We start from the raw sequence: 17,682 nt of genomic DNA on the forward strand, positions 1-17,682 counted from the left end.
CCCGGTTTAGAAACGGTATCTAGTTAAACGCTACCTATTCACTTATTTCGAACTTACAATTTTTCAATGAAGGTTACAAACTCATCTAGCATTTTATTCGCAGCTTTGATACCACCAGACGTGTTCCAAATAATCTCGTTTACTTGGAAAGCCGTATTTTTCTTAGCTACATGCAGGTTTTGAAAGAGTGGATCGTTCATCCATTCCTGCTGATTCTTTGTGCCGCCTTTTTTCTCATCATAGTCTGCGTTAAAGAAGAACATGACGTCACCATCTAAATCATTAATACGTTCTTTGGTAACGACCTCCATAAAGTTATCTTTATCCTGGGCTGCAGGACGAGCTACACCTAAATCTTTTAGCATTACGCCAGAGAACGTGTCTTTTTGATAGATACGTACTGCATTTGGCAAGAAACGAACAACGGACACTTTTATATTAGCTTTATCGCCCAGTTTTGCTTTAATCTCTTCCACGTGCTTATCATAAGCAGCCATGGATTTTTTGCCCTCTTCTTCTTTATTCAAAGCTTTTGCATACAATTTGAAGTTTTCTTTCCATTGACCTGCTAAATCTGTAGAGAAGACAGTAGGTGCAATGCTTTTCAATTGATCGTAGATTTTTTCATGACGTCCTTTGTTCCCAATGATCAAATCAGGCTTTAAGGAAGCGATTAGCTCAATGTTTGGCTGCGATTCATCACCTAGCTCGGTTACTCCATCCATTTCACTTTTAATATGCGGATACCAACCATCGCCTACACCTGATTTAACAGCACCTGCTGGTTTTACCCCAAGCTCCAATAGTGCTTCGGTTCCTTCATTTGTTAAAATAACTACTCGTTGGGGGGTACCTTTTATCTCTGTCTTCCCCATGGCGTGTTCTATGGTGTAAGAATCACCTGCTGGTGTTGTTGCTGGTTCTGTTGTAGTATTTGCAGGAGCTGAGGTTGCATTGTTAGCCGAGCCACCACAACCGGTTACAAGAAGAGAAAATACCATGCAAAGTAACATCAATACAGGAATTTGAAACCATTTTTTTTGAATCATGAATTGATTCTCCCCTTAATTGTTCTAAATTTGGCAATCACCAAATGATAACAATAATCATTATCAAATATATTTTATATACAATAAATGGTACATGTCAATGAAAATTTCCAGAACAGATTGTATATTATTACTTTTTCCCGTATCCACGATAGAGCAGGTAGAGAAAAAATGGTGCTCCAATAATCGCAGTAAATACACCAGCAGGTATATCGAGCGGGGAAAATAGCATTCTGCCTGCAAGATCAGCCAGCACCAAAATAATAGCACCTAATAACGCAGAGGCTGGAATTAATACTCCATAAAGCGAGCTGACTAAACGTCGAGCAATATGGGGTGCAGTTAGTCCAATAAATGAGATATTGCCAGCTAGTCCTACAGCAGCTCCAGCGAGGGCTACACTGATTATAAGTAGTAGAAAGCGGGTTATCTGTACAGGATTACCCAATCCGGTTGCGATTCCATCACCTAGCGTTAACACATTCAGTCTGCGAGCAAGCAACCAAGCGAGCGGTACAAAAATGACGATCCATGGAAAAATAGCTATCACATGTTTCATGGATGTACCGTAAATCGTGCCAGTTAACCATCCAAGAATCTGAGAGGCTAGATGAGCTGGGCCACTTATTAATAAAAAAGTGGTCAATGCAGACATGGCAGTAGAAATTCCGATGCCAATCAATATTAGTCGATAAGGGGAAACCCCACCTCTCCAAGCGAACGTATAGTTTATTAATGCTGTCGCAAAAGCACCTCCAATCGCAAGAAGTGGTAGCCAATGAATGCTAGCTTGGCCATTACTAAATGTCATAAAGGCTACAGCTGCAACCGAACCTCCACCTGTCACACCTAATAAATCGGGTGAAGCTAGGGGATTGCGGAAGACTCCTTGTGTGATGGCACCGGCTACGCCTAAAGCAGCACCAATCATAATGGCCATTAACGTTCTTGGCATTCGTAATTCCAGGATGACGATTCGATTCGTTACATCTCCACCTACAAATGTGGCTAGGATGTCAGGAATAGGGATTCGGGTTGTGCCAAAGGCAATGCTGATAATCGTGCAGGCAATCAATAGCAAAAATAAGATAACGAATACAAGCAAGTCCCGAATAGAAAGCTGGGCGGACAGGGCTGGTTTGTTGCTCCGAATGGTTATAAATTTATGCACAAGAGATGGTTTACTCATAACTACTCCTTCTAGCGATATAAATAAGGAATGGAACACCTAATAATGCGGTGGCTACGCCGACGGGGACCTCTTTTGGCATCAATAAGAATCGAGAGGCCGTATCAGCAGCAACCAATAGAATAGCCCCGAATACTCCGCTAAATGGAATCAGCCATTTATGATCAACTCCAACAATATAGCGACAGATATGGGGGATAATAAGTCCCACAAAAGCAATTGGACCAGCTAAGGAAACAGAGCCACCAGCTAATAAAATGACCACAAGAATGATGAGAAGTTTAGCAAAAGCAGTGTGTAAACCTAAGCCTTTTGCCATATCATCTCCCATCGCCATTAAATTGAGAGCGTGAGAGAGACACAGAGCAATAATCCAGCCGAGCACCATATAAGGCAAGACCGTGGTGAGATGCTCCATTTTTCGTCCAGTTACGGAGCCTACTAGCCAAAACAACGCTTGATTTAGTGATTCATTATTTATGAGCATAATCCCTGAAGTAAATGAGGAAGCAAATACCGAAGCAGCCGCTCCTGCCAATGTAACTTTGATGGGTAAAAAGCCATCTTTACCCATCGTGCCCAGGATCAATACCAGCACTGCGGTCACACCAGCTCCAACAAAAGCGATCCAGACCATCTGTGTGAGGGTCAAGTCTGAGTCAAAGAAAAATAAAGTCAGCACGATAAAAAGCACTGCACCGGCATTAATACCGAACAAAGAGGGTGAAGCTAACGGATTTTTTGTAAGATTTTGCATCAAAACTCCAGCAATAGCTAAACTCGCCCCCACACTGGCTGCAATAAAAGCTGCTGGTAATCGAACATCTCTGAGGAGCAGATGCTCTTTTGATCCGTCAAATTGGTATAGCATGTCGAATAACATGTGGAAGGTAAACATATGATAGCCGAACAAGATACTCATCAGCATAGAGACTAATAGCAACAAGATACCGGTCAATAATGCCCAGACTTTGGCTCGGCGGCTCTGCAATAAACAGGACATGACAGAGACCCCTCTCTTGAAAAATAGTACATATTGGCATTTTGATTGTAAAAAAATCAGAATATAATGTCAATGAAAATCGTTATCAATTATATGCGGAAAACTTTTATATCTATGATGATGGTTGTCTACATGGGATAGGGCTAGATCTGTTACTATCAACAATCTGAAGCATATGATAAGAGCAGAGTATCTTATATATCGTGCATGGAAAAAGAAAAAGCTACCGAAAAATCTCCGGTAGCCTTCTGGTGTTCTTTCAATCTGGTAAAAAAAACTGTATTATTTCTGTGCTGCTGCATTCTGACCAGCAATACGGCCGAAAACGAAAATATCAGTGATTGCGTTACCACCTAGTCGGTTTTTACCGTGAACTACACCGGTTACTTCGCCTGCTGCATAAAGACCAGCAATTGTTTTTCCGTTGTTATCTAATACATGAGTTTCTGGATCGATGACTAGTCCACCCATGGTATGATGAACAGAAGGAACCGCTTTTTCAATGTACCAAGGTCCTTGTTTCATTTCGATTAATTTTCCACGATGATTGAAATCTAAGTCTTTACCATTCTTTGCAAATCCATTTACACGGTCAATTGTTTTTTGTAACTCTGTTACTGGGATGTTAAAATGTTTTGCTGCCTCTTCCAATGTATCAGCTTTAATCAGTAAGCCTTCTTTTACAAGCATGTCATACTCATCTTTATGCACGTCTACTGTTTTACCAATATCGCCTACAGCTTGATTCCACACCTGATAGGCATATTTACCCTCCTGAGCCAGAATCGCTTGAGAAATCACGTCTCGGCGCTCTAATTCCTCTACAAAGCGTTTACCACTTTGGTTCACTAAAAGAGCTCCATCAAAACGTGTATCCGCTACCAGAGAAATAACCCCTGTCTTAGGATTACAGATTGGGTATGTTTGAATACTTTCCATATTAGTGATTGCTGCTCCGATTTTTTCACTCATTACGATACCGTCACCCGTTGTACCAGGAGTATCGGTAGACATATAGCTTTCATCCAAAATCGGGTTGTATTTCTTCCGCATTTCTACGTTAGAGCCGAATCCACCTGTTGCGACGATGACACCTTTACTTGCGTTAAAAGTGATTTCTTGACCAGCAGCGGTTTTTGCTTTGACGCCAACTACACGTCCTTCGCTATTTTTCAATAATTCTTCCGCTTTTGTTTCTGTTTTCACGGGAATTTGCATTTGATCTGCTTTTGCTTTTAATTTCGTGACTACTTCTGCCCCAGTGTGACCTTTAGGAATGAGGGCACGAGGAACAGAGTGACCGCCGAATTGGAATAAATGATCTGGTAAGAACTCCACCTTTACCTCATCCCTTAACCATTCAGCAGCGTTGGTTGCATTATCTGTCAACACCCGCACCATAGCAGGATTACCAACGTTATCTCCACCTTTTAAGGTATCTTGGTAGTGAGATTCCTTGCTATCTTTGATTCCTTTTTTCTCTTGTACCCAGTTGTTAGCAGCGTTCATTTCTGCACCGGAGATGAGAGTATTACCACCGATTGATGGCATTTTTTCCAACAGGACTACGGAGGCTCCTGCTTTTTTCGCTTCCATAGCAGCCGCGAAGCCCGCACCACCTGCACCAATGACTACTACATCGTAATCCTGTACAGCCTCTTCTTTAGCTGTTGCCTTTGCATCTGCACCTTTGGCAGTTAACGTCACACCTGCCTTACTCACTGCGTCCTTTACAGCACCGATGTAACCTTGGCTTGTAAGGGTAGAACCACTGATCGCGTCTACTTCCGTGCTATTTTTTGCAATGATTTGGTCTCGCAATTTCTTATATACTGGTTCGGATAATACTTCGTTTTCTTTTTGTTCGAGAACTTTGATATCTGAAAGCTCTTCGTTTGTAAACGTTACTTCAACCTTGATTGGTCCGTGTTTACCATCAGCTTGACCGATAGCTGTCACAGAGTCACCTTTAGCTGGAGTGGTGCCTTGGCCACTACATCCAACCATGGCTATTATGATTGCCATACTTAAGAAAAGCATAAAAATTTTTGATAAACCCTTCAAGATGATAACCTCCTTGGATATATGTATAGTAATGAGAAGGGGGGCATTAGAAAAAAATCTAGGTCATAAATGCGTGATAGCAATCAGGATTACTCCATGATCGGTTCACCATGATTGTAATAACCATTCATGAAAGCTTAAGTGAAAAAAATCACAATTTACCGATAATACCATCCTATAATTTTTAGCTATGATCGTAAAGCGCTTTCATATCAAGTGTTTTAAGGGTTTGTGTTTAATCTGTGAAGTGCCATTGACGATATTTTCAGATAAAAAATTATGTTATAAGTCTCAAAATTCCAACTAAACTTCTATCTGTTACAATGATAAGAGCTAATGATTGCTACAGGATATAAAGGGGACTTATTCATGAAACGGAAATATGCAGATGTAACAGGTTGGACAACAGTGTTAGACAAGCATTTTGTACCATTGGCTAAACGGGGAGAGTACTTTGACGGGATCATTACTGGACTAGTTCTAACAAAAATGGCTGAACCATACTGGGTAACCATTAAGGGACAAGAAATCTGTATAGCAGATGATGGGTATGTCTGGATTCAATGTTTTCCAGCGGGTCGACATTATGTTATGACTGCAATGATGGATCAGTCAGGTAACGTGGTCTATTTCTATTTTGATATTATCCTGCGACATGGTATGGGGGAAAATGGTGTTCCTTGGTACGATGATTTATATCTGGATTTAGCGATGACTCCTACTGGGATAAGTGAAGTATTGGATGAGGATGAATTGGAGGAAGCCTTACAAAACAAAACGATCAGTGAGTGGGAGCGTGATTTGGCAGTTTTGGAAATGGAACGGTTACTTCTGGAAGTAGCAAATGATACATGTACCTTGCCGCAGATGGTACTAGCTCATGCTAGCGAGTGGCGAGATATCGTTCTTCAAGTGAAAGAATCCTCCCAATAAAGAGAGGATTCTTTTTGCGTTATTTAGCTTGTGGCTCTACCTGCATTCTAGGAACCTCTGGCTTTCCTAGTGGATTGTTGTACAGATAGTCTGGCACTTCTCCCACGACAAGAGAGTTGGTTATGGGGATGGAGGTTGTTACGACGGTTTGATCGGTTGCAAAAGGTATAATCACTTGCAAACGTACTTCGACTTGAAGATAGACCGTTACCATTACCATGTTGATGCCAGCTTCCGATAGCTTAGGGTCAAGCCATGTTTTCGCAGAACCAACAGGTACAAAGGTGACAGGTAATTTAGGCCCCGTATCGGACAAAAAGGAGCTACCTGAGGCTAATCCGAGAGGGACACCCGCTACAATTTTTTCACTTTCAAACTCTTTTAGCCTGTTTTTAATGCGTTGATTGGCTTCCCCCATGATTTTTGAATACCCTTGAAAATTAAAATTAATAGCACGTATTTTATTATCTTTATCCTTTTCAATGTCTAGAACCTCAGCCGTATTCATATCAATTTGAGCAATCTTTTTGGTCACCGCGTCTGCAATGGCTTCTTTGGCAATTTGCTCTGATTTTTGTTTGGCGATCACTAATAAGGTAGGTTTAATTTTTTGCTCCACTAAAACGATACTCTGGATGATTATTGCGAGAAAGACAATGAAAGCAATAAAGAAAATTTTCTTTTTTGACGCTCGAATGCGACGTCGTCTCATGCGAATAGCCATCTTGGATCACCCCATCTGTAGACTATATGTTACAAAGAGGGGGAAACATGCCAGCTTGCCTAGGGTTCGTGCAAAGAACTTCACTTAATGCGTAGGAATATTTCGTCTATAATGAAGGATAAGTCAGAGAAAAGGAGAGAAGCGTATGTCCTATAAGGTTATCTTTTTTGATATGGATGGCACGCTATTAAATGAACAGAAGCAAATTCCACAGGATACTCGAGAAGCCCTTCGTCAGTTACAGGATAGCGAGATTCATACGGTTATTGCTACTGGGCGTTCCCCCTTTCATGTTCGTGAACTCGCGGAGGATTTAGGAATTGAGACACTGGTGTGCTTTAATGGTGCGTATGTAGAGCACAAAGGGGAAGTGGTTTATTCTACCCCTATTGATGTCGAAAGTATCGAGAAACTATACCAGCTTGTAATGGAACGCAATCATGCACTCGTATATTTAAGTGACGATTCTTTTTATGCGACACATGAGGAAAATGAGATGGTGAATAGTGCTGTTTCTTCTATTTTATTTGAACCACCTGGTATGAATGCAGAGGTATTCCGTGACAAGCCGATTTACCAATGCTGGCTTCATTGCGCAGAAGGAGAAGAGGAGGTCTACGAGCAAGACGATGCTCTGACAAATGTGCGCTTTTTCCGTTGGCATAACGTGTCCCTAGATGTGATGCCAAAGGATGGCTCCAAGGCAAAAGGCATCGAAGCCTTGCTACAGCACCTTACCGTAGACAAATCTGAAGCTGTAGCATTTGGTGATGGTAAGAATGACATTGAGATGATCGGTTATGTAGGGATGGGAGTAGCGATGGGAAATGCGCATCCAGAGGTATTTCCGCATGCCAACTATGTGACGAAGCATGTGGATGAGGGCGGTATTAGCCATGCTTTAAGGGAATTGAACATTTTGTTATAGAGGAAAGCCGATCGTCTTGTTAGGAGTCGATCGGCTTTATTTTATCGGCTAGATAAATTGTCGTTTTACCTGTGATCTACCACACATCTGCTGGTCTTTTTCTATACTATACTCGGTCTGTACACAGATAATAGGATTAGTAAATCCTTGATATAGCAGCGTTTTAAATGGAGTAAAAAGTAGACTACGTAACTCACGTAGAATCTTGTAAAGTTATTTTTGTGCATTATTTCACAAACATATATAGAAGATTTTGGGAGGATTGTCTATGAAAAAACAACGTCTCGTATTAATTGGAAATGGAATGGCTGGTGTCAACGTAATTGAACAAATCTTGAAGCACAACAAAGAGAGGTATCACATCACGATTATAGGAAACGAACCTCATCCTAACTACAACCGCATTATGCTATCTTATGTGCTGGAAGGTAGTAAAACGATTGATGATATCGTGTTAAACAACTATAGCTGGTATAAAGAAAATCAGATTGAACTACAGACGGGTACAGCGGTGACTCGGATTGATACCGAAGCTAAAAAGGTGTATACGGATAATGGATCGGTATATTCTTACGATAAAGCAATTATTGCTACTGGCTCTCAAGCATTTGTTTTACCAGTACCTGGTGCGGATAAACAAGGAGTAATTGGCTTTAGAGACATTCATGATTGTAATCAAATGATGGAAGCGGCTAAGACCTGTAAAAAAGCTGCCGTAATTGGTGGCGGATTGTTGGGATTGGAAGCTGCTAAGGGCTTGGTTCATTTAGGTATGGAAGCAACGGTTGTTCACTTAGGTAATGTTTTGATGGAACGTCAATTGGATGACATAGCAGCAAACATGCTAAAAGAAGAACTAGAGCGTCAGGGCATCCAATTTGCGATGGGAAAACAAACCGTAGAGCTACTTGGGGATGAACGTGTTACGGGACTACGTTTTTCCGATGGAAGCATACTGGAGGCAGATTTTGTTGTGATGGCCGTAGGAATAGTGCCGAATACCAGCGTGGCCAAAGCAAGTAATATTGAGGTAGCACGAGGGATTGTTGTAAATGACCTGCTACAAACGTCTGCACCAGATGTGTATGCTGTTGGGGAATGTAGTCAGCATCGAGGACTTTGTTATGGATTGGTAGCTCCGTTATTTGAGCAGGGGGCTATTTTAGCTAAGCATTTATGTGAGATTGAGACGAAAGGCTATGAAGGCTCAGTCGTATCCACTAAATTAAAAATTTCTGGCGTAGACGTATTTTCAGCAGGTGAATTTCAGGATCAAGCAGATATGACCATCGTACGTATGCAGGATGATTGGAAGAAAATCTATAAGAAGATCTTGATTCGAGATAACAAAATCGTTGGAGGGATTCTATTCGGCGATGTGAGTGAATCCGTTCGCTTACAAAAGCTGGTCAACACTCAAACAGAAATGACTGACGAGGTGTACGCTTCCATAATGGGCTCAGGAACATGTTGTGGTGGGGGCAACCAAGCAGCTTTAGTAGCGGAAATGTCTGACGAAGAGATTATCTGTGGATGTAACGGAGTAACGAAAGGCAGTATTGTGACAGCGATAAAGGAACAAGGTTGCTCAACGGTTGATGAAATAAAAGCTTGCACAGGTGCAGCACGATCCTGTGGGGGATGTAAGCCAATGGTGGAACAAGTGCTACAGTATGTACTCGGTGATCATTTTGATGTCAATGCGAACAAACAAGGCATCTGTGGATGTACCACGTTGAGCCGTGATGAAATCGTAGCACAGATACAAGAGATGGGTCTAACTACGATTAAAGAAGTGATGCATGTATTAGCATGGAAAAACCCAGAAGGCTGCTCCAAATGTCGTCCTGCATTGAACTATTACTTGGGAATGATTCATCCAACAACGTATCAGGATGAAAAGGCTTCTCGTTTTGTGAATGAACGTTTGAACGCTAACATTAATAAAGACGGTACTTATACGGTGGTACCACGTATGTACGGTGGAGTAACAACAGCAGAAGATTTAAAGAAAATCGCTGATGTTGCTGTGAAATATGATGTGAAAATGGTGAAAATGACAGGTGGGCAGCGGATCGATTTGGTAGGTGTACAGAAGGAAGACCTGCCAAAAGTCTGGGCAGAGCTTGATATGCCATCCGGTTATGCCTTTGCCAAAGCTTTGCGTACAGTAAAAACCTGCGTTGGTTCTCGTTTCTGTCGATTTGGGACAGTTGATTCGATTGGTATGGGGATTGCTTTGGAAAAAAAATTCGAGCGTCTCGATATGCCAGCTAAATTTAAAATGGCGGTAAATGGTTGTCCGCGTAACTGTGCCGAGTCCTGCACGAAAGATATCGGGATTGTAGGTAACGATGGCGGATGGGAAATCTATGTTGGCGGTAATGGTGGTATAAAGGCACGTGTCGCAGACTTATTGTGCAAAGTAAAAAATGATGAGGAGCTAGTTGAGATTTGCGGCGCAGTTATCCAGTACTATCGTGAAACAGGAAAGTATTTAGAACGTACTTCTGAGTGGGTTGAGCGAATGGGGCTAGAAGATATCACTAAAAATGTGGTCGAAGATGTGAAGAATCGCCAGGAGCTTTTTGCTCGTATCGAATTGGCACTTGGTCAAGTCCAAGACCCATGGAAAAAAGTACTGCAAGATCAAGAAACAAGAACACAGCTGTTTGAACCAATTAAGGTAGAAAGTCTGTCATAGTACAGAGATGCGAAACGGACCAATGTCAAGCGAAAAGGGGTAAAACAGCATGGGGGAGTTCACTAAAACAATAACCATTGGACAAGTGGAAGAGTTCCCTGTTCAACTGGGAAGAGTGGTACAGGTAGGAGAGGAACGAATCTGCGTTTTTCGATTATCAGATGGGAGTATGTATGCGCTCGAAGATAAAAGTCCGTATCGAGGAGGTCCTATATCGGAAGGAATTGTCTCTGGTAAATATGTGTATGATCCTCTCTACGATTGGAAGATTTGCTTAGAAAGCGGTCAGGTTCAGGAACCGGACACAGGCCAAGTAAAAATCTATCAATTACAGGTGATAGGGGATATTGTTACCGTGAATATGGAGTAAGGAAGAAATGAATGATACAGGGATATAACCTGTATCATTTTTCTTTTTTGATGGTCTGAAATGTGTTATATATCAATGCTTTTTGGTATTAAAACAGTTTTAGTAGATAAATGAAACAAATTTGTGAACCATATCACAAAATAGGTGCATATGTGATCTTTTTCACACACCATCATACAATCTCTCTTGTATGATGAAGTTGTAAAGAGCAGCTGTTCAGAATCCAAACAAGCTCTCTTACGCAACAGATCCTTCAATAGCTTTTTAACAATATAGAATGGCCTTCGTTACAGGCAGAGACACCTCATGTAAAGAGTTGTGCTGCCGAGTACAGAACAACGAGCCAATACTTGAGGAGGTATGTAAGATGGCGATTCAAGAAAAAGACCTACAGACATTCGAACACGCATGGAGAGGTTTTAAGCCAGGGAAATGGACAAAAACGATTGATACTCGTGACTTCATTGAAGAAAACATCACTCCATATCATGGCGATGATAAATTCTTGGCCGGTGCTACAGCTAATACAAAAGCACTTTGGGATATCATCTCTGACTTAACCAAAAAAGAACGTGAAAATGGTGGTGTGCTTGATGTAGATGTTAACACTCCTTCTACCATTACATCCCATAAACCAGGTTACTTGGATAAAGATAAAGAAAAGGTTGTAGGTTTACAAACAGACGAACCATTTAAACGTTCACTTCAACCTTTCGGTGGTATCCGTATGATGATTGATGCTTGCAAAGCGTACGGCTTTGAAGTGCCAGAATCTATCATTAACTTGTTTACCAATATTCGTAAAACACATAACCAAGGTGTTTTCGATGCCTATACAGAAGATATGAAAAAGGCTCGTCGTGCAGGTATCATTACAGGTCTTCCAGATGCCTACGGTCGTGGACGCATCATTGGTGACTACCGTCGTGTAGCTTTATACGGTGTTGATCGTCTAATCGCTGAGAAAAAAGGCGACCTGCTTCAATTAGAAGTAGATTCTTTGACAGAAGATGTTATTCGTTTACGGGAAGAAATCTCCGAACAAATTCGTTCCCTTCAAGAATTAAAAATGATGGCAAAAGAACATGGCTTTGATATCTCTGTGCCTGCGAAGAACGCACATGAAGCATTCCAGTGGTTATACTTTGCCTACCTTGCTGCTATTAAAGAACAAAATGGGGCGGCAATGAGCTTAGGACGTGTTTCATCTTTCTTAGATGCATACATTGAGCGTGACCTTGCTGAAGGCACATTGACAGAAGAAGCGGCACAAGAATTAGTTGATCATTTCGTAATGAAACTGCGCATTGTTAAATTCTTGCGTACTCCTGATTACAATGAGTTATTCTCTGGCGACCCAACTTGGGTAACTGAATCTATCGCTGGTATGTCCCTAAGTGGTAAGACTCGCACAACGAAAAACTCTTTCCGTTTCTTGCATACACTTCATAATCTTGGACCAGCTCCAGAGCCAAACTTGACTGTTCTTTGGTCAAAAGATCTTCCTGAGAACTTCAAAAAGTTCTGCTCGAAAGTATCCATTGAAACAAGCTCTATCCAATACGAAAACGATGACTTGATGCGTCCATACTTTGGTGATGATTACGGTATCGCCTGCTGCGTATCTGCTATGCGAATTGGTAAGCAAATGCAATTCTTTGGCGCTCGTGCTAACCTTGCAAAAGCATTGCTTTATACAATCAATGGTGGTGTAGACGAAAAATCAGGCATGCAAGTGGGACCACAATTTGCTCCAATCACTTCCGAAGTACTTGACTTTGATGAAGTGATGGCGAAGTTCGATAATGTTATGGAGTGGCTTGCGAAGCTATACATGAATACGTTGAACGTAATTCATTTCATGCATGATAAATACTCCTATGAGCGTATTGAAATGGCACTGCACGATCGTGAAATCCTACGCACGATGGCTTGCGGTATCGCTGGTTTATCCGTAGTGGCAGACTCCTTATCTGCAATTAAGTATGCGAAAGTAAAACCAATCCGTAATGAGCAAGGTATTGCGGTCGACTTCGAAACAGAAGGCGATTACCCGCAATATGGTAATAATGATGATCGTGTTGACTCCATTGCGATTGATATCATGGAGCGCTTCATGAACAAAATCCGTAAGCATAAAGCTTATCGTAATGCGTTACCAACGATGTCAGTACTTACAATCACCTCGAACGTGGTTTATGGTAAAAAGACAGGTACGACTCCAGATGGACGTCAGGCTGGTGAACCATTTGCACCGGGTGCAAACCCAATGCATGGACGCGATAAAAAAGGTGCTTTGGCATCCTTGTCTTCCGTAGCTAAGCTTCCTTATGAGCATAGCTTGGATGGTATCTCTAATACATTCTCAATCGTGCCAAAAGCATTGGGTAAAGATATAGAATCCCGTGTCAATAATATGGTTGCGATGATGGACGGTTACATGACTCCAGATGGCGGTCATCACCTAAATGTGAACGTATTTGACCGTGAACAATTGTTGGATGCAATGGAACGCCCTGAAGAATATCCACAATTAACAATTCGCGTATCCGGTTATGCGGTTAACTTCATCAAATTGACTCGTGAACAACAATTGGATGTTATCAACCGTACTTTCCACGGCAAAATCTAGTATTATATGTATCCCGACTGTTTCCGAGGTAGCCATTTGGCTACTTCGGGCAACAGCAAGGGAAGGAAAGTGACGGAGAATGACACACTAACTTAGAACAGCTTTCCTTCTCTTGCTGTTGTGTAGAAAGGATTGATCAACATGAAAGGTCGAATTCACTCTCTTGAAACATTTGGTACTGTAGATGGTCCAGGTATTCGATTTGTACTATTTTTACAAGGCTGTGCTTTAAAATGTAAATTTTGTCATAATGCAGATACATGGGATACCAGTGGTGGAACAGAGATGACGGTAGACGAGGTTTTGGCTGAAATTGAACCTTACCTGAATTATTATCGTAACTCTGGTGGTGGCTTGACAGTAACGGGTGGAGAGCCAACCTTACAAGCACCATTTGTAACAGAGGTATTTACAGCTGTTAAAGAAAAATGGGGTCTTCATACTACGTTAGATTCTTCAGGATTCTGTGACACAGCTAAAGCGGATAAATTACTGGAAGTGACCGACTTGGTTCTTCTTGATCTAAAACAAATGGATCGGGAAAAGCATAGCTGGCTCACTAGCCAACCAAATGACCGGACATTGGCATTTGCCAAATTTTTATCTGATCACGGTAAAAAAATGTGGATTCGTCACGTGTTGATTCCAGGTATTACGGATTCAGCTAGTCATTTGCTTGAAATGGGAGAATTTATTGGTTCCCTGCATGGCGTGGAAAAAATTGAAATTCTACCCTATCATGAAATGGGTATATATAAATGGGAAGAGCTGGGCAAAGAGTATCCACTAAAAGGACAGCGCTCTCCCTCAGATGAAGAAGTTAAGCGTGCTTATGAATTAGTTACTAAAGGTAGAACGCAACAGCTTCAAGTGATTAAGTAATAGATGGTTAATAAAGCCAAACCCTCCACTCTAGATGAGCAGGAGGGTTTTTCTACTTGTATTGTTAAAAATAATCCGCAAACCAAGGGGTTTCATTTGGTATCATTTTTTCTAACCAGCCAACTGCTTCTATTGAACCATGTAATCTTTTAATCTTGTATAGATAGGTAGGACGTTTATAGCTCATCATCATAGTCGTTAGGGTTTGAATCGTCAGCGATATTCCACCTTCTTTTGCTTCATTCGTAATTTGTATACGATTTTCCTCGTCCCATGTCAGTACAAAGGTACCATTATTCCAATCAAGCAGGGGATCTTCTATATGCAAAATGATTTCACTACAATTGGTTCGAATAAAAGGAAAGCGTTCTAAAAATCCTTTGACATCAACAATGCGACCCATATAGTAAGGAGAAATTTTCTGTTCGATTTCTCCATCTTCAAGTAGAAAAGCAATAGGCTCGTTTGTGAAAATTTTTCCTTTTACAGCATAGACCATGGAGATATGAGCCCGGATGAAGTTCCAAAGACCTTGACGTGCGTCTTCATCCAAGTAGACTTTTTCAGCCACATAAAATGTCTCATCCTCCACCCTGTAATAAAGATAACCAGTAGGTTGATCCTCTGCGTTGTAGTAGATAGCAACAGACAATTCATCCTTCTCCCAACGAAAACGTTCATTCCAGGCAATTGAATTTCGAAGCATGGCACCGTTTGTTTGTTCGGCGAATGTAGCATAGACCTGTTGAAGATCGGGATGCGTAAAGTCAGCTCGAATCATACGTCCACTAACTTCATACATCTTGGGAAGTTGAGTATCCTTTATTTGATAATCAATCATGTCGGATATAATTTCCCAGCCTTTCTTGCGATAGAAAGGAATGGAATATGGATATAGATAAGAAATGGTTTGGCCTTTCTCCTTCATAATGGTCAAGCTCTTTTTAATTAGTGCTTGGATTAGTCCGAATCCGGCATATTCGGGGTAGGTTCCAACTCCAGTTACGCCACCCATTTCGTAAGGGGTGCCGTGAATGTTAACCATAAATGGGTAAACCATGATTTGTGAGACAAGCTTATCTTGATCAAACCAACCGATAGTAGTGCAGGAACGAAGAATAGGTCTTTTTTGTTCTACCCAGAATTCCTCGTCTAAATCTCTTATTTCTGTGTTGGTTACCTGAAATACATATTTAATTAGTTCGTTACATTGATCCAAATGTTCCTCAGTCACGTTTCTTATTTCTAATCTATCTTTAAGTTGGTTTTTTAACATCTTTATTACCCCTTCTATATGAAACCTTACTACAGAGATTTGTTATGTATACAAAATAGAATCATGAACGATTACGAACAATGTATGTATCGTGTTTCACATGACATTTCAGTTCATATCATCTAACTTCCCTTGTTCGTGTTTTTTTATCCATTAGAGATGAGAATGCCAAAAGCAATACACATTTTTTATCATGATTGGTTATTTGCAGGTGTATGCAAGCTTTGCATTTTTCAACAACATGGCTGGCGTTACCGAAATGTAGCTTGGAAATACCCCATAACAAAGCCTTTCTCCGTCATTAATTTAACTTTTGTCAACATTCTTCATGACGGAACTAGATTTTCATTTTGTTGAATAAGTAACTAGACCATTCTACTATTAAGTTATGAACAAGACATGATTGTTTCTCATATGGAGCTTGTGTTTGAAAGGAGCATGACTATGAATCAGACATCTGTAGCAACACAGCAGTCTCAAGATACGGGCCTACGAGTAAAGGTTCAAAAATTTGGTCGTTTTCTAAGTGGGATGGTAATGCCAAATATTGGTGCCTTTATTGCTTGGGGATTGATCACTGCTCTGTTTATACCGACCGGCTGGATTCCCAATGAAGAGTTAGGTAAAATGGTAGGTCCGATGATCACCTATCTTCTACCGTTATTGATTGGCTACACTGGTGGTAAAATGATCTACGATGTACGCGGTGGTGTACTTGGAGCGATAGCTACCATGGGAATTATCGTTGGTGCAGAAATTCCGATGTTCCTTGGTGCAATGGTCATGGGCCCACTTGGCGGATACGCTATGAAAAAGGTGGACGGGTTATTTCAAGGAAAGATCAAAGCAGGTTTTGAGATGTTGGTTAACAACTTCTCAGCGGGTATTCTTGGAGCAATTTTGGCCATTATTGCCTACACAGGTGTAGGTCCTGTTGTTTCCGCTCTTACAAATGCTTTGGCGGCAGGTGTTCAAGCGATTGTTGATATGGGTCTTTTACCTTTAGTCAGCATTTTCATTGAACCGGCAAAGGTTTTATTTTTAAATAATGCAATCAATCATGGGATATTAGGTCCTATTGGATTAAAAGAAGCGGCGGAAACTGGTAAGTCAATATTCTTCTTGCTTGAAGCAAACCCAGGTCCTGGATTTGGAATTCTGCTAGCTTATTGGCTGGTAGGGCGTGGTGCAGCAAAGCAATCCGCTCCGGGTGCAGCAATTATTCACTTCTTAGGTGGGATTCACGAAATTTATTTCCCTTACATTTTGATGAAACCAAAGTTAATTCTAGCAGCAATTGGTGGTGGAATCAGTGGGGTATTTGTTTTCAAACTGTTAGGTGCTGGTCTAGTAGCAACTGCATCTCCAGGTAGTATCTTTGCCATAGCTGCTATGGCGCCAAAAGGTGGATTATTCCCAGTAGTTGCTGGGGTAGTAATTAGTACAATCGTTTCATTCCTTATTGCCTCTGTATTCTTAAAAGCTTCAGCAGCATCGGATGAAGAGGATGAGCTACACAAAGCAACTGCACAAATGAAAGCAATGAAAAGTACCAAAACAGAAAGCGCTGTTGTAAGCGCTAACGCAACAGATCAGGCTGTTGTTAGCAATGGATTACCTGCAAAAGAACAGGTGAAAAAAGTAATCTTTGCTTGTGATGCTGGAATGGGTTCAAGTGCTATGGGTGCTTCTATTCTACGTAAGAAGTTTCAAAAGGCTGGCATTGATGTGGAGGTAACAAATAAGGCAATTAATGATTTGCCGAAGAATGTAGACATTGTTGTTACGCACAAATCTTTAACGGAACGTGCTCAACAAACTGTACCCCAAGCACATCATATCTCGGTAGAAAACTTCCTAAGTAGTCCTAAATACGATGAGTTAACCACCTATCTAAGTGAATAATTGATAGGAAATACAGGAGAAAG

At 41.1% G+C, this 17,682-nt stretch carries 13 protein-coding genes; 7 read left to right on the forward strand and 6 right to left on the reverse strand.

The window, feature by feature from the left end:
* Positions 1-53 precede the first annotated feature (53 nt).
* The 4 genes from ACQV1I_RS05735 to ACQV1I_RS05750 all read right to left on the reverse strand — a co-directional run bounded on the left by ACQV1I_RS05735 (position 54) and on the right by ACQV1I_RS05750 (position 5,305).
* The gene (locus ACQV1I_RS05735) at positions 54-1,049 is read right to left on the reverse strand and encodes an ABC transporter substrate-binding protein (RefSeq protein WP_116333069.1); all 996 of its coding nucleotides are present in this window, start codon (positions 1,047-1,049) and stop codon (positions 54-56) included.
* A gap of 130 nt (positions 1,050-1,179) precedes the next feature.
* On the reverse strand, positions 1,180-2,238 hold the full coding sequence (locus ACQV1I_RS05740) for a FecCD family ABC transporter permease (RefSeq protein ID WP_116333070.1): 1,059 nt from the start codon (positions 2,236-2,238) through the stop codon (positions 1,180-1,182).
* Positions 2,231-3,241 (reverse strand): FecCD family ABC transporter permease, encoded by a 1,011-nt coding sequence (locus ACQV1I_RS05745; protein ID WP_094700579.1) that lies wholly within the window; start codon positions 3,239-3,241, stop codon positions 2,231-2,233. Before ACQV1I_RS05745 ends, ACQV1I_RS05740 begins: the two co-directional genes overlap by 8 nt.
* A 282-nt stretch (positions 3,242-3,523) precedes the next feature.
* Positions 3,524-5,305, reverse strand: a complete 1,782-nt coding sequence (locus ACQV1I_RS05750; RefSeq protein WP_116333071.1) for a flavocytochrome c — start codon at positions 5,303-5,305, stop codon at positions 3,524-3,526.
* A 369-nt stretch (positions 5,306-5,674) separates the two neighbouring features.
* Here ACQV1I_RS05750 and ACQV1I_RS05755 point away from each other — a divergent pair, with 369 nt between their 5' ends.
* Positions 5,675-6,238, forward strand: coding sequence for a DUF402 domain-containing protein (locus ACQV1I_RS05755; RefSeq protein ID WP_116333072.1), 564 nt, complete (start codon positions 5,675-5,677; stop codon positions 6,236-6,238).
* A 19-nt stretch (positions 6,239-6,257) separates the two neighbouring features.
* On the opposite strand, the gene yunB is transcribed toward ACQV1I_RS05755, so the two are convergent.
* Positions 6,258-6,962, reverse strand: a complete 705-nt coding sequence (gene yunB, locus ACQV1I_RS05760) for a sporulation protein YunB (RefSeq protein ID WP_018671380.1) — start codon at positions 6,960-6,962, stop codon at positions 6,258-6,260.
* Between the two features lie 145 nt (positions 6,963-7,107).
* Here yunB and ACQV1I_RS05765 point away from each other — a divergent pair, with 145 nt between their 5' ends.
* The 5 genes from ACQV1I_RS05765 (at position 7,108) to pflA (ending at position 14,478) form a co-directional block, all read left to right on the forward strand.
* Complete coding sequence (locus tag ACQV1I_RS05765) at positions 7,108-7,890, forward strand: Cof-type HAD-IIB family hydrolase (RefSeq protein WP_116333073.1); 783 nt, start codon at positions 7,108-7,110, stop codon at positions 7,888-7,890.
* A gap of 268 nt (positions 7,891-8,158) precedes the next feature.
* On the forward strand, positions 8,159-10,594 hold the full coding sequence (nirB, locus tag ACQV1I_RS05770; RefSeq protein WP_116333074.1) for a nitrite reductase large subunit NirB: 2,436 nt from the start codon (positions 8,159-8,161) through the stop codon (positions 10,592-10,594).
* Positions 10,595-10,643: 49 nt separating this feature from the next.
* On the forward strand, positions 10,644-10,964 hold the full coding sequence (locus ACQV1I_RS05775; protein ID WP_094700574.1) for a nitrite reductase (NAD(P)H) small subunit: 321 nt from the start codon (positions 10,644-10,646) through the stop codon (positions 10,962-10,964).
* A gap of 367 nt (positions 10,965-11,331) precedes the next feature.
* A complete protein-coding gene (pflB, locus tag ACQV1I_RS05780; protein ID WP_116333075.1) occupies positions 11,332-13,596 on the forward strand; it encodes a formate C-acetyltransferase in 2,265 nt (754 codons plus the stop codon).
* 141 nt (positions 13,597-13,737) lie between these two features.
* Positions 13,738-14,478 (forward strand): pyruvate formate-lyase-activating protein, encoded by a 741-nt coding sequence (gene pflA / locus ACQV1I_RS05785; protein WP_116333076.1) that lies wholly within the window; start codon positions 13,738-13,740, stop codon positions 14,476-14,478.
* A 64-nt stretch (positions 14,479-14,542) separates the two neighbouring features.
* Here the strand turns inward: pflA and ACQV1I_RS05790 are convergent, their stop codons facing one another.
* Positions 14,543-15,754, reverse strand: coding sequence for a GNAT family N-acetyltransferase (locus ACQV1I_RS05790; protein WP_094700571.1), 1,212 nt, complete (start codon positions 15,752-15,754; stop codon positions 14,543-14,545).
* A gap of 444 nt (positions 15,755-16,198) precedes the next feature.
* Here ACQV1I_RS05790 and ACQV1I_RS05795 point away from each other — a divergent pair, with 444 nt between their 5' ends.
* Positions 16,199-17,659: a PTS mannitol transporter subunit IICB gene (locus ACQV1I_RS05795; protein WP_116333077.1), complete on the forward strand. Its 1,461-nt coding sequence runs from the start codon at positions 16,199-16,201 to the stop codon at positions 17,657-17,659.
* Positions 17,660-17,682 lie beyond the last annotated feature (23 nt).

It is taken from the genome of Brevibacillus sp. JB24b, from assembly GCF_051713385.1.
GTDB lineage: Bacteria > Bacillota > Bacilli > Brevibacillales > Brevibacillaceae > Brevibacillus_B > Brevibacillus_B laterosporus.